Below are 14,096 nucleotides of genomic sequence, written 5' to 3' on the forward strand. Positions count from 1 at the left end.
AGGATATTGAGTTCGCACATCTTGTTGTCTGGTTGTTGTTTTTTGGCGAAATCATTTGATCACATGACAAGATGTGTATCCAGCTTAAATTGATGATTTTTCTTAAAATCATCAGGGGATTCCTCAGACCAGAACGTTATTCTTGTTAATGATAGCGTAATGGATATTTCTGGGATGTTGGTTTATACCCGTGGTGAGTATCGTTTAGTTATTCCTGAGTCTGAGACTTTGGTAACTAGTAGTAATTTTAAACGTAATGATATTAAGCGGACTGATTTCCCTGAATATACAATTGAACTTGATGGTCAACATCATAAGTTTAATTTAAATAATGGGAGTTATCCTCGTGAAAATGAAGGTTACTTCCCATTGGTTGTAGGCTCTAAAAATGTCTTAAATTATTTTAATTCTCCTTTTTCAGGTGATCCTAATAATTATGGTAGTAATCGAGGTGCTTCAGATATTGAGGAGTTTGAATTACAACAAGCTAAAATCATTGAAGCACTATATCGAATGAATGCTGATATTGTTGGCCTGCTAGAAATGGAGAATAATGGGTTTGGTAAAAAGTCAGCGATTGCACAATTAGTAAATGAGTTAAATGATCGTTATCGCTGTAATGACAATACCGATAACAATGTGTATCAATTTGTCGCTATCGATTCAAATAATGACTTAGTTTCTGACCATCAGGACCATATCGGTACAGATGCAATTACTAATGCTATTATCTATCGACCAAATAAAGTAACTTTGCTTGATTCTAAGGTAATACCCTTACCAAAGCAGAATGCTGAATCCATTTTAGACCCTAAAACAGGAGATGTATTTCGCAATGGCCAAGGTCGTCCAATAAGTAGTGGAAAAGCTTCACAACGAGATGCTCTTACTGCTACATTTCTTGTGAACAATACAGATAACCATTTAACTATATCAGCGAATCATTTTAAGTCTAAAGGCTCAAATTGTATTGATGATTGGCCAACGGGTGAAGAACTCGATGCTTTTTTGAAAACTTTTGATCCTAAGGATCGTAATAAAAATCGTTTGCCTGATGATGATTTTCAAGGACAGTGTGAACGTTTTCGCGTCGCTGCTGCTTATGAATTAGGTAAGCAGTTAGAGAAAATTCCAGGTGACAAAGTCATTCTTGGTGATTTGAACTCGTACGCAATGGAAGATCCAATCTTGGTATTAACTGACAATCCAACGGGTAAAATTATCTATGCCGGCCGAGATACTTATATTGATGATCGTCCGCAATTTAGTGATTTGAGTGGTGTTCGTATTGATCGTACCTTTGGCTATATCAATGCAGTACCTTATAAAGATAAGAAATTTGATCGTCCAAAGAGCTGGAGTTACTCATTTAACGATGAACTAGGTTCACTTGATCATGCTTTAATTTCTTTATCGTTACGTGACCGTTTAGTGGATGCGATTGACTGGCGTATTAATAGTATCGAATCACCATTGTACGATTATAGTAAGCAAAATAATGGTCGCCCACATAAAGGTAGTCATTGGCAAAATTTCCATCATGATGACAATGGGGAATTAACTATTACTCATTATCGTTCTTCAGATCATGATCCTGTGTTACTGGTTTTTGAGTACCAGAGAAATGACCTAGAAGCAGGCAGCACAGGTTTAGTTGGACTGATGTTAATCGGCTTGGCAGGGTGGTTCCGTCGCCGTCGCTAAGTAAATAAGTTGAATTAATCAGTAATAAAAATCCGCCTTCACTGGCGGATTTTTTTATCAAGCAACCACTAAAAAAATAGCTAAGCTAATCCTTGAAGGATAACAAATTTTTCTAGCAGTTGTTCTTCGCTTTCAATGTGTTGAGGATCCGTAATAATACAGTTATTGATCGGACACACCGACTGACAGGTCGGTTGATCATAGTGTCCTTTGCACTCGGTACATAAATCTGGGTTAATCTCATAAACGTATTCACCCATCGAAATGGCGCCGTTTGGACACTCTGGTTCACACATATCACAGTTGGTGCATTTGTCTGTGATCAATAGTGCCATGATTATTTGCCTGTTGGGTTGCGAGTATCTTGACCGGCATTGAGGTTACGCATTAATAACGCGTACTCAAGATCTAAGTCTTCAGGCATAGGAATAAATACGAAGTGACCATTACCTTTTGCATCATCAATGGCTTGCGACTTGTGGTTTTCCATCATTTCAAGAGTAAAAATGATATTGCCTTTAGGGGTCATCAACTCAAGACTGTCACCGACACAGAACTTGTTCTTCACTTCCACTTCAACTAAATCACCACGGCGTTTACCGGTAAACTCACCGACAAATTGCTGACTATCGGAGACAGAGTAACCATAGTCATAGTTTTGGTAGCTATCATGAGTATGACGACGTAGAAAACCTTCGGTATAGCCGCGATGCGCGAGGCTTTCTAAGGTGCCCATTAGGCTGTCATCAAATGGTCTGTCAGCGACGGCATCATCAATCGCTTTACGATAAACTTGAGCCGTTCGGGCGCAGTAATAGAATGACTTAGTACGACCTTCAATTTTGAGCGAATGAACGCCCATTTTGGTTAAGCGTTCAACGTGCTGAACGGCACGTAAGTCTTTTGAGTTCATGATATACGTACCATGCTCATCTTCAAACGCCGCCATTTTTTCTTCAGGACGATGGCTTTCAGACAGCAGAACGACGTCATCAATCGGTTTACCTAATCCCAAGGTGTTATCTGGACGCTCTGCTTGTACTTCAATCGCTTGGGCGGCGCTTGGATCGAACTGTTCGACAATTTGCCCTGACGCATCTTCTTGGCCTTTTTCAACTTTGTACTCCCAACGGCAAGCGTTGGTGCAAGTACCTTGGTTCGGGTCTCGTTTATTCATGTAGCCTGATAATAAACAGCGGCCCGAATAGGCCATGCACAGTGCGCCATGAACAAATATTTCTAGCTCAGTCTCTGGGCATTGTTGGCGAATTTCTTCGATCTCTTCTAGTGACAGCTCGCGAGATAATATTACGCGTTCGACACCTTGGGTTGACCAAAACTTAACCGTTGCCCAGTTAACCGCATTAGCTTGGACTGACAAATGAATCGCCATCTCAGGAAACGCTTCACGTACCATCATGATCAGGCCGGGATCGGACATAATTAATGCATCCGGTCCCATGTCGATAACCGGTTTTAAATCGCGAATAAAGGTTTTTAATTTTGAGTTGTGTGGTTGAATATTACACACCACATAGAATTTTTTACCCAGTGCATGCGCTTCGTTAATGCCGATTTGCAGATTTTCGTGGTTAAACTCGTTATTACGTACGCGTAGGCTGTAACGCGGTTGGCCGGCATAAACAGCATCTGCGCCGTAAGCAAAGGCATAACGCATATTTTTTAGACTACCGGCAGGTGACAGTAGCTCAGGAACGAAAGGGGATGTTGTACTCATTATTAGCTTCTCAATCTGATTTCAAGTCAGGCCAATACCACCTCATGGTATTGGAAAGGGCGCAAATTTTACGTCAAAAGGTAAGCGGTGACCATACTCTTTTTCAGGTTATTATCCCTTGGCGTCTTGGTCTTGTCGTGGAAGGATGAAGAGAAAGGATTCAGGCTGGAGATACCAGCCTGAATAGGCCGTTAGGCGTCGTTTGACGGTAAGCCGCCTAATACATCAAATAAGTTAGGTAATAGAGCAGAAAATTCACCACACATTAACGATAAATCCGCATCGAATCGCGCCGCTTGGTCTTCTCTTGGAATATCTTCGTTTTGATCTTTGAGCTCATCACTAAATACCAAACGCTTTAAGCTGCAATCGTCGGCCAGAATAAAACTGATCCGCTCTTGCCAGTTGAGCGCTAACTTAGTCACCACTTTATTAGCGGCAATATGACTGATGATTTCATCACTGGTCAGCTCTTGCTTTTTACAACGGATGGTTGCGCCATCTTCTAAGGTGGATTTTAACTCTGCTTCTTCTAAGAGCGTAAAGCCTTGTGGTACGTTGCCATCCTTGACCCATTGAGTCAATGTGGTTTCGACCGCGACTTCAGGAATTGCTGGTACAACGGGTAAGCTGCCCATGGTTTTGCGCAGCAGAGCCAGAACATCTTCGGCTTTTTTATAGCTGCTAGCATCGACCAGAATTAACCCTTCTTTAGGCATGATGAGTACGTAGGTATAATGGCTACGAGTGAAGGCTCGCGGCAGCAAATCAATCATGACTTCTTCTTTTAAGGTCTCTTTCTCTTTTTTCTTGAGTGGTCGACCTTCTTGCGTCTCAATGGTGTCGACTTTGGCATTCAAAGACTCTTTGATCACCGACGCTGGGAGCATTTTTTCTTCTTTTTTGGCGCAAATCAGTATTCGTCCATCACTAACGTGCGTCATCATATCGCCATGTTTACCAAGGGCATGCACCCAGCCAAACTTCTGTTTGTCTTGACTAGAGCAAGGGCTAAAACGAAATTCCGTTAGTTGAGTTTCCAGTTGATCCGCATTAAAGGGAATATCACGATTGACGCGATACACCATACAATTTTTAAACCACATAGTGCGCTTCTTTTGGTTGTTCACAATTCGTCTATGATAGGGGAATTGACGATTAATGTCTTATACTCTTACGACACGAAATGACGATTGGTTAGCGGAGTTTGGTCATGCTAATCATCTCGTAAACCGTACACAAGCGTGAACTTTATATGAAAATTAGTTTGCAAAGGTCACAAAAGTGTCATAATCATTTCCCATAATGCATAGCGTTGATTAATAACAAAGGTTATTCAATTATGTCTAGAAGGATTCTGGTTGTTGAGGATGAAGCACCCATTCGTGAAATGTTGTGTTTTGTGCTTGAACAAAAAGGCTATCAAGCAGTGGAAGCTGAAGATTATGATAGCGCGGTGACTAAGCTCGCTGAACCTTTCCCCGATCTTGTTCTGCTCGATTGGATGCTACCCGGCGGTAGCGGGATTAACTTTATCAAACACATGAAACGTGAAGAGTTAACACGTAACATTCCGGTTGTCATGCTGACCGCTCGGGGTGAAGAAGAAGATAAAGTTCGTGGTTTAGAAGTAGGAGCGGATGATTACATTACCAAACCGTTTTCACCGAAAGAGTTGATTGCGCGTTTAAAAGCGGTTATTCGCCGTGTTACTCCTACCTCATTAGAAGATGTCATTGATGTGCAAGGTTTAAAATTGGATCCGGTGTCTCACCGAGTGACCGCTGATGATATGGCGCTAGAGATGGGACCGACCGAGTTTAAGATGCTGCACTTTTTTATGACTCACCAAGAGCGCGTATACAGTCGAGAGCAACTGCTGAATAACATCTGGGGCACCAATGTCTATGTTGAAGATCGTACGGTGGATGTGCACATTCGCCGCTTGCGTAAAGCTTTAGAAGATGCCGGGCATGATAAGCTGATTCAAACCGTGCGTGGCGCTGGCTACCGGTTTTCAACCAAAGCTTAAGTCGGCCCGTTGTGGAGTATTATGGTTGAACGATTAACTTGGAAAAAGCTGGCCTGGGAGCTGGCTTTTTTTTACCTTCCCTGGCTGATTGTTGGCTGGGTATTTGGGCATATGCCTTGGTTGCTGTTAGCGGCAACGGCATTACAGCTGGTTTGGCATTTGCATAATCAAGTGCGATTTTCGGCTTGGTTGTGGGATGAAAAGCGCTTAACACCCCCTTCTGGTTCAGGGAATTGGGAGTCGCTGTTTAATGGTATTTATCGTTTGCAGCAGCGGCAACGCAAAAAGCGCAAAGAGCTCACCAATTTAATTCGCCGTTTTCGTAATGGTGCAGAATCGTTACCTGATGCGGTGGTGGTGTTTCGTGCAGAAGGCAATATTGTGTGGTGCAACCGCTTAGCGCAGCATTTGTTGGGATTTCGTTGGCCCGATGATGCTGGACAGCCGATTTCCAATTTGATCCGCACGCCAGGTTTTATCAATTATCTGCAGAAAAATGATTTTTCAGAACCGTTGACCATGCACTCGCCATTGAATGTTGAGCGATCTTTAGAGCTACGTATCGTGCCGTATACCGAAGGTGAACATTTAATGGTCGTACGTGATGTGACTCAGGTGAAGCAGCTTGAAGGCATGAGACGAAACTTTTTTGCTAATGTATCGCATGAGTTACGCACGCCAATGACGGTACTGCAAGGTTACTTAGAAATGACGGAAGACCCAGATCTGCTACTCGGTCCAATGTGGCCGAAAGCCCACGGAGTGATGACCGAGCAGTTGAATCGGATGTCGAGTTTAGTTAATCAATTGCTCACCTTATCGAAAATTGAGGCTTCGCCCATTCATGAGTTGGATGAAGAAGTTGATGTCCCAGCGATGCTTGAGGTGTTAGAAAAAGAAGCGTTAAGTTTAAGTGGTGAACAGGCTCATCAGATTCGTTTTACTGTGGATAAACAGCTTAAAGTCTTAGCCGATGAAGACCAACTGCGTAGCGCTATTTCTAATTTAGTTTATAACGCCGTGAAATATACCCCAGCGGGCGCAGAGATTCAGGTTCGCTGGCAAAATACTGAACAAGGGGCGTTGTTTGAAGTGGAAGACCGTGGTGAAGGGATTGCGGCTCAGCATTTGCATCGCTTAACCGAGCGTTTTTATCGAGTGGATAAAGCGCGATCACGCGATACCGGTGGTAGTGGTCTGGGGTTGGCGATTGTCAAACATGCGCTTTCCCATCACGATAGCCATTTAGATATTCGCAGTGAGGTTGGCGTTGGGAGCTGTTTCTCGTTTGTGTTACCGAAACGTTTGGTGGTGAAATGCAATTAAGACGTTGGTTGATGGTGATGATGGCGAGTTTTCCGTTCAGTTCAGGAGCAGCGCAATCACTCACCGATTATCATCGCGTACCGGGTATATCGGGGAGTGTCCTTTCTGTGGGCTCGGATACTCTTGCCGGGCTGACAACACTTTGGGCAGAAGCGTTTAATGAGCTGTATCCTAATGTTAATGCTCAAGTACAAGCATCAGGCTCATCGACGGCACCTCCAGCCTTAACGGAAGAAACAGCGCAATTTGGACCGATGAGTCGACCAATGCGTCTACGTGAGATTGAAGCGTTTGAACGCACCCATGGCTACAAGCCGACTGAGTTACGGATTGCGATTGATGCGATTGGTGTGTTTGCTCATCGAGATAATCCCATCGAGGGGTTGAATTTTACCGAGCTCGATCAGATTTTTTCAGTAACGTTACGTTGCGGAGCCACAGAATCGATCAACCGTTGGTCACAATTAGGTCTAGATTACTCGTGGGCACAGCGACGCATGCAGTTGTTTGGACGTAATTCGGTATCGGGAACGTACGGCTATTTTAAGCAAACCGCGTTGTGTGGCGGTGATTTTAAAGCCCATGTCAATCAACAGCCGGGTTCAGCCTCTGTGGTGCAGTCGGTCGCTTCATCGATTAATGCATTAGGCTATTCTGGGGTAGGCTATCGTGTTTCTGGAGTGAAACTGGTCCCGATTGCTCGCCAAGGACGAGATTACGTTTATCCCTCACACGATAATATTTTGTCTGGTGAATACCCTTTATCTCGTTATCTGTATTTGTACGTTAACAAACACCCAGGGCGGCCATTAATGCCGCTGGAAAGAGAATTTGTGCGTTTTATCTTTTCTAAGCAGGGACAAGATCTGGTTAGCAAAGAAGGTTACTTAGCCATTTCTGCTGAGGTCGCGCAGCAAGAATTGGCCAAAGTGGGGATTCAGTGATCCGTGTTTACCGCGCATGCCAGCAGTAAAATCTAGGCTTTGACCCGCTTGATTTAAAACGTTAACGTCCAACCAACTTTATGCCAATAGGCTTGTTCACTGAGTAAATCGATGTGCAGCAGTTTGTTGTTTTCAAGCCAAGCCGGATCACTGCATGTTAATTGCCACCGATCTTCTTTGGCACTTAAGCGAATCTCGGGAAGTGGATCATCATTGCGCTGTCCATTTAGGACAATCGCTAACCGTAACACGCGGATAAGGCCGATGATGTGTTTTTTCTTATAGAGATAGAAATCGCTCATTTCACCAAGCTTAAGAGCTTTACGTTGAAAGCGAACCAGCGTGGCGAGCACCCTTTGTTGTTCACTGTTAAACCCTGGCATATTGGTGTGCTGTAAGATGTAAGCGGAGTGACGATGAAAGGCTTGTAAGCTGATGCTAAGGCCAACTTCGTGGAGTAGCGCAGCCCATTCTAGTAGCGCAAATAAATCACTGTTGGCTTTGAGTCCTAATTCGTCATTAACTTGACTCAAAAACTCTTTAGCGTAGCCCTTAACTTTTGCCGCGTGCTCTAAATCAACGAAGTGTTTGACCGCTAAGTTTTCTGTCGTGCGTAAACGGACATCGTCGTACTTGAACCTATCTTCCATTTCATACAGTAAGCCTTCGCGCAATGCGCCATCGGAAAAATGCATTTCCTTGATCTTTAATGCATTAAAGACACCGGTTAAGATGGCAACTCCGGCAGGAAAGACCGGTTTACGATCATCAGTCAGTCCGGTTAATTGAATATCCGCAATTTGATTAGACTCACACAGCTTATCGACTAATTTATGTAGCCGTTCTTGGGTGATCACGCCATCGTCGTAGCCTAAGCCAATCAATACTTCATGGATAGCTTTGACGGTACCGGATGAGCCAAACGCACGCTGCCAGCCTTTTTTACGATATTTACTGGCCATGGACTCGAGTTTTTGTTCCGCCGATAAAATCGCTTGAGCAAACTTTTTCTTGGACAGTTTATCATTGGTAAAAAAGCGTTCAGTGTAACTGACACAGCCCATCTGTTTGCTGTTAACCAATTCAGCTTCAAAGCCTTTACCGATGATCAGCTCCGTACTTCCACCGCCAATATCGACGACCAGCATAGAGTCTGCTTGCGGTTGAGTATGAGCTACACCAAGATAAATCAATCGCGCCTCTTCACTGCCAGGAATAATTTCGATAGGAAAAGGCATCACCTCTAACGCTCGTTGTAAGAAAAGGTGAGCGTTATTAGCTTGACGTAAGGTGTGGGTGGCCGCGATACGGACATTCTCGACTTTGAACCCTTGGAGCCGCTCGGCAAACATGGCTAAACAGGCTAACCCTCGCTCAATGGAGGCGTGATCCAGATTTTTTTGTTCATCTAAGCCTAATGCCAAATGCACCCGTTGTTTATGGCGGCTGATCAGTTGTAAATCTTGTTCAACGACTTTTGCGACCACCATATGGAAGCTATTTGAGCCAAGATCAATCGCCGCGATTTCTCGGCTGGTCGATTCGCTACTGTCTGGAGAAGAGATCTCAGAGTGGGTTTTCATGTGGCTCAAGGTTTCCTTTGGGTTTGCGTGTTTCTTTTTCTATTTGTTTAAGGTAGTCGTAAATAGCCAATTGTGAACGTATTTTTTTCCGATTGCCGCGTTTGACGTAACGGTTACTCATCTCTTTATCGATAACTCGAGCTTTGACGGTATCGGTAAACTGGAGATTAATGATATCGATGATCCGTTGTTTTAAACGTGGGCTACGAATGGGTGTGGTTACTTCAATCCGATGATCGAGGTTACGTGTCATCCAGTCAGCCGAAGAGATATAGACTAAAGGGTCGCCATCGTTATGGGTGATCAGTACTCGTGGATGCTCTAAGAAACGATCAACAATACTAATAATACTAATGTTATCACTGACTCCTGCAACACCGGGAACTAATGAACACATACCGCGAATGATCATTTTTATTTTAACGCCCGCGCTGCTCGCACCATAGAGTTTATTGATCAATCCTTTATCAACCAAATTATTCACTTTAACCATGATTTCAGCCTTCTTACCGTTACGGGCATTGGCAATTTCACTATCAATTAACCGATACAACTGGGTACGGCTATTTCGCGGTGAAACCAGTAAGTGAGTAAATTTAATCGGGCGAAATGGATTTTCAATATACGCAAACACACTACGCACTTCATTGGTGAGTTCATGATCGGCGGTGAGTAAAGAAAAGTCAGTATAAATCCGTGCGGTTTTTTCATGGAAATTCCCGGTACCAATATGTGCATAGCGCACTAATTCACTCTCTTCTCGACGAGTAATCAACAGTAACTTGGCATGAATTTTCATTCCTGGGATACCAAAAATCACGTCAACGCCCGCTTCAGTGAGGATCCGGGACCATTCGATATTGGCTTCTTCATCAAAACGCGCTTGCAGCTCGACGACCACGACGACACGTTTACCGTTATGCACTGCATCGATCAACGAATTCATCAATTTAGAGTTTTTAGCTACCCGATAAATGTTGATTTTAATACTGATCACTTTGGGATCAAACGAGGCTTGGCGCACTAACTCGGTGATATGCTCAAAGCGATGGTAAGGGTAGTGGAGTAAGATGTCTTGGCTACGAATGGCATCAAACGCGTTTAAGTAACCATCGAAATCAGCACATTTGAGAGGTGGTAATGTACGGTTTTCTAAGTAATCGCGCCCAACATTGGGAAACGCGATAAAGTCTTTAAAGTTGTGATAACGACCACCGGGAAGCAGACTATCATAATAAGAAATTTTGAGTTTTTCACATAAAAACGTCAGCATGGCTTCAGGCATATCATGTTCGTAGATAAAACGCACGGGCATCGCGGTCAGTCGCTGACTTAAGCCTTCTGATAATTGTTCGAGTAAACTGTACTCAACTTCGCGGCGTAAATCGTACTCTGCATCTCGAGTCATTTTTATTGCGTAGCCGTGAAGCGTGTCGTAATCAAAAAAGCCACGGAAAATATCATCTAAACAGTAACGAATAATATTATCGAGCAAAATAATGGTCTTGCGTCCTTTGCCTTTTTGCTCAGGTAACATGACAAAGCGAGGTAAGTGATCGGTTGGGATCTCGAGCAGGGCATAGCTTGATTGCTGGTCTTTTTTAAGCTCAACGGCAATGTAAGCGTACTCATCTTTAAGAAATTGCAATACATCAATATCATCACGCAGCAATAGCGGAGTAATATGGGGTAACACCTCTTTATGAAAATATTTACTGATCCACTTTTGCTGTAAGGGATCGAGTTGGGTCTCATTGACTAAAAAAATCCGCCGCCGGGCCATTTCGACAATCAATTCACTGTATAGACGATCAAAATCTTGGTTCAGTTTAAACGCTTTGCTCTGCATTTTACTCAGTAGATGCTTGGAGCTATCTTTTACGCCTTGTTCACGGTTGATTAAAATTCGCCGTTTGACATCGGCAAAACGGACTTTATAGAATTCATCTAAGTTATTAGAAAAAATACCTAAAAAACGAATTCTTTCAATCAATGGTACCGTTTTATCTGCCGCTTCTTGCAACACACGCTCATTAAACGAAAGCCAACTTAATTCTTTGTCGATGTACAACTTTTCGGTACTCATGGATTCCTTTCTTTTGCTTAAGCTCGAAAACCTTGACGAGATGATGCGTCGGTTTCCGCCATGCTTATCTGTTGCCTAGTTTATAATTTACGTCATCTCAATCACATCGTTTATCTATACTCATGGCGACGGACTGCCGTCTATCTGACGATCGACGTTATTTGTAGATAAGCCAATCGCAATGATCATTGTGCAAACTAAAGCGATGATATGACATAATTATTACAAATTGAGTTGATATAGAGTGGTTTTGTTTTCAGTTGCTTATCTGCGCTGTAATATAACCGTCACGTATTTGAAATAGTATACCCTGTAGCACCATAAAGTATGAAACGCTTCACATAGTTAAGCGGCTGGTTATTCTGATGCGCTTCTTGCGCTCGCGATCTTATTCTTACTCTCCGTGCTGTTGGTCACTACCGCTTTCTAAGCTCGGCCGCCCCCTCAAGATAACAAGGATAGAGTGAATTGATGCCCCACAGTGAATTTTCATTACAGCAACGAGATCATAAACGACGCTTGAAAGATCGTTGCGTTCGCTTTGCGGTAACCTGTGGTGGGGTTGGAGTCTTAGCGGCTCTGATTTTAATTTTTGTTTATTTGGCGTTGGTCACCCTACCACTTTTTGCAGATGCCAAGCTTGATGCCAACTTTGCTAAACAGCCGATTTCTTCTGTGCAGCCTCAGGTACTGGCGATGGATGATTATGGTGAGCATCTGTTCGTGGTCGATCAATATGGTGAAGCGGAATTTTGGGCGCTAAAGCAACCGAGTGATCAGCCGTTATGGCGACAGCCTTTGTCTTTTGTTCCTGTTAAAATAGAAGCCAGTACGGCACAAGACGGGTGGTATGCGGTTTTGGATGCTGCGCATCAGGTGCATCTTTTTCGTCCTCGGTTTGATTATTCAATAACTCAACAGCGACGAGAGTTTACCCCTGTGCTGGAGTCATTAAGCACCGAATCTACGCTGGTTGCAGCACCAGAGGAAGCGGTGATTGAGCAGTTCAACTTTGCGCTAACGGCTGACTATCTTTATACGGTCAGTTATTTGGCTGACCAACGGGTAATGATTCGTTGGCTGGCGCGACAAGCGCCTTTAGCCATGGCAGAAACGGTATTACCGACTCGGTACGCGCAACTGGATCAACTGCTTATTACTCCAGATGGCCAGACGATTTACTTACGTACCGGCTCGCAATTGGCGGTTATTCAGCGTGATGGTGAAGCGTATCGTCTGCGTGAACAAGTGGATCTTAGTCGCGGTCAGCCGCAGCGTTTAGTAACGAATATGACCTTGTTATCCGGCGCTTACTCGCTGCTGATTACTTACGAGAATGGCGTTGTTAGCCAATGGTTTGATGTTTTACAGCAAGGTCAACGCCAGTTGCAGTCGATTCGTGATTTTCAGCTGGCACCGTCTATTCAGCTTTTGCTCACGGATACTCAGCGTAAAGGTTTTTATACTTTTTATCCTAATGGCACGCTACAAAGTCATTATACCACCAGTGAAAAGCTGGTGTTGTTTGAGCGGGTTTTTCCTAAAGCGCCGACGCTAGCGGTGATGTCGAATAACGAGCGTTATATTGCCACTTGGGACGATGGAATCGTTCAGGTCATTGAATTGGATAATCCTCACCCTGAGATTTCCTTTTCGGCACTATGGAAAAAAGTCTGGTATGAAGGCTATCCAGAGCCGCAGTTTGTGTGGCAGTCAACCGCGGCGAATGAGCAGTTTGAACCTAAATTAAGTTTAGTGCCGATTGCGTTTGGTACATTGAAAGCGGCTTTCTATGCCATGCTATTTGCCGTGCCGATAGCGGTGTTTGCCGCTATTTATACCGCTTATTTTATGAAACCCGCGATGCGTCGAGTGGTGAAGCCGACCATTGAATTGATGGAGGCGCTTCCGACGGTGATCATTGGCTTTCTCGCTGGGCTATGGTTTGCGCCTATCGTAGAAAACAATTTAGCAGCGGTAGTCACACTTTTAATCGGTTTACCCATCTCGACGTTAATGATGGGTGTTATCTGGTCTTGGTTACCTAAACGTTATTTGGGGTATGACATTTCCGGTTGGCAAGCACTGATCTTAGTGCCATTAATGATCGTTATCATGGCATTGACGCTCTCTTTTAGTCATCTCATCGAACAAGTCTTGTTTGCCGGAGATGTACTGCTCTTTTTGGATCAAAGAGGCATTGGTTTTGATCAGCGTAATGCGTTAATTGTGGGGATTGCGATGGGATTTGCCGTGATCCCAACAATTTTTACCATTGCAGAAGATGCGATTTTCTCGGTTCCGAAACATTTATCGGATGGTTCATTAGCTCTAGGAGCGACTGGATGGCAAACCTTAACCCATGTCGTGTTATTGACTGCCAGCCCAGGAATTTTTTCGGCAATCATGATGGGGTTGGGGCGAGCCGTTGGCGAAACCATGATCGTACTGATGGCGACAGGAAATACGCCTATTCTTGATTGGAATATTTTACAAGGCATGCGCACCATTTCAGCCAATATTGCGATTGAACTACCTGAGTCTGCGGTGGGGAGCTCTCATTATCGAGTGCTGTTTTTAGCGGCGTTATTGTTGTTTGTCTTTACTTTTATCGTTAACTCCTTTGCCGAGTGGGTGCGTCAGCGCTTACGCGCCAAATATCGTTCATTGTAATCGGGAGCAC

The 14,096-nt window shown here is 43.8% G+C and carries 10 protein-coding genes; 5 read left to right on the plus strand and 5 right to left on the minus strand.

Annotated features, from left to right (window positions below):
• Positions 1-138: 138 nt before the first annotated feature.
• The gene (locus tag FKN93_RS12720; protein ID WP_346009391.1) at positions 139-1,704 is read left to right on the plus strand and encodes an ExeM/NucH family extracellular endonuclease; all 1,566 of its coding nucleotides are present in this window, start codon (positions 139-141) and stop codon (positions 1,702-1,704) included.
• Between the two features lie 80 nt (positions 1,705-1,784).
• Here the strand turns inward: FKN93_RS12720 and FKN93_RS12725 are convergent, their stop codons facing one another.
• The 3 genes from FKN93_RS12725 to rdgC all read right to left on the minus strand — a co-directional run bounded on the left by FKN93_RS12725 (position 1,785) and on the right by rdgC (position 4,548).
• Positions 1,785-2,039 (minus strand): YfhL family 4Fe-4S dicluster ferredoxin, encoded by a 255-nt coding sequence (locus FKN93_RS12725; protein WP_040904656.1) that lies wholly within the window; start codon positions 2,037-2,039, stop codon positions 1,785-1,787.
• Positions 2,040-2,041: 2 nt separating this feature from the next.
• Positions 2,042-3,442 (minus strand): tRNA 5-hydroxyuridine modification protein YegQ, encoded by a 1,401-nt coding sequence (gene yegQ, locus FKN93_RS12730; protein WP_170905236.1) that lies wholly within the window; start codon positions 3,440-3,442, stop codon positions 2,042-2,044.
• A 191-nt stretch (positions 3,443-3,633) separates the two neighbouring features.
• Positions 3,634-4,548, minus strand: coding sequence for a recombination-associated protein RdgC (gene rdgC / locus FKN93_RS12735; protein ID WP_158144209.1), 915 nt, complete (start codon positions 4,546-4,548; stop codon positions 3,634-3,636).
• Positions 4,549-4,784: 236 nt separating this feature from the next.
• Here rdgC and phoB point away from each other — a divergent pair, with 236 nt between their 5' ends.
• The 3 genes from phoB to FKN93_RS12750 are packed head-to-tail and all read left to right on the plus strand — an operon-like array spanning position 4,785 to position 7,744.
• Complete coding sequence (gene phoB / locus FKN93_RS12740; protein ID WP_158137929.1) at positions 4,785-5,474, plus strand: phosphate regulon transcriptional regulator PhoB; 690 nt, start codon at positions 4,785-4,787, stop codon at positions 5,472-5,474.
• A 21-nt stretch (positions 5,475-5,495) separates the two neighbouring features.
• Positions 5,496-6,800 carry a phosphate regulon sensor histidine kinase PhoR gene (gene phoR / locus FKN93_RS12745; protein WP_154169011.1) on the plus strand — a complete coding sequence of 435 codons (1,305 nt, stop codon included), beginning with the start codon at positions 5,496-5,498 and terminating at the stop codon, positions 6,798-6,800.
• An 11-nt stretch (positions 6,801-6,811) separates the two neighbouring features.
• Positions 6,812-7,744: a phosphate ABC transporter substrate-binding protein gene (locus FKN93_RS12750; protein WP_249374180.1), complete on the plus strand. Its 933-nt coding sequence runs from the start codon at positions 6,812-6,814 to the stop codon at positions 7,742-7,744.
• 53 nt (positions 7,745-7,797) lie between these two features.
• Here FKN93_RS12750 and ppx read toward each other — a convergent pair whose 3' ends face one another.
• Both ppx and ppk1 read right to left on the minus strand, forming a co-directional pair.
• A complete protein-coding gene (gene ppx, locus FKN93_RS12755; RefSeq protein WP_170905238.1) occupies positions 7,798-9,327 on the minus strand; it encodes an exopolyphosphatase in 1,530 nt (509 codons plus the stop codon).
• Positions 9,311-11,413: a polyphosphate kinase 1 gene (gene ppk1 / locus FKN93_RS12760; protein WP_170905239.1), complete on the minus strand. Its 2,103-nt coding sequence runs from the start codon at positions 11,411-11,413 to the stop codon at positions 9,311-9,313. The genes ppx and ppk1 overlap by 17 nt, the downstream gene beginning before the upstream one ends.
• Before the next feature lie 471 nt (positions 11,414-11,884).
• On the opposite strand from ppk1, the gene FKN93_RS12765 reads away from it, so the two are divergent.
• Positions 11,885-14,086 (plus strand): ABC transporter permease subunit, encoded by a 2,202-nt coding sequence (locus FKN93_RS12765; RefSeq protein ID WP_170905240.1) that lies wholly within the window; start codon positions 11,885-11,887, stop codon positions 14,084-14,086.
• Positions 14,087-14,096 lie beyond the last annotated feature (10 nt).

Origin of the sequence: Vibrio sp. A8-1 (assembly GCF_013048685.1) — a bacterium.
GTDB lineage: Bacteria > Pseudomonadota > Gammaproteobacteria > Enterobacterales > Vibrionaceae > Vibrio > Vibrio metschnikovii.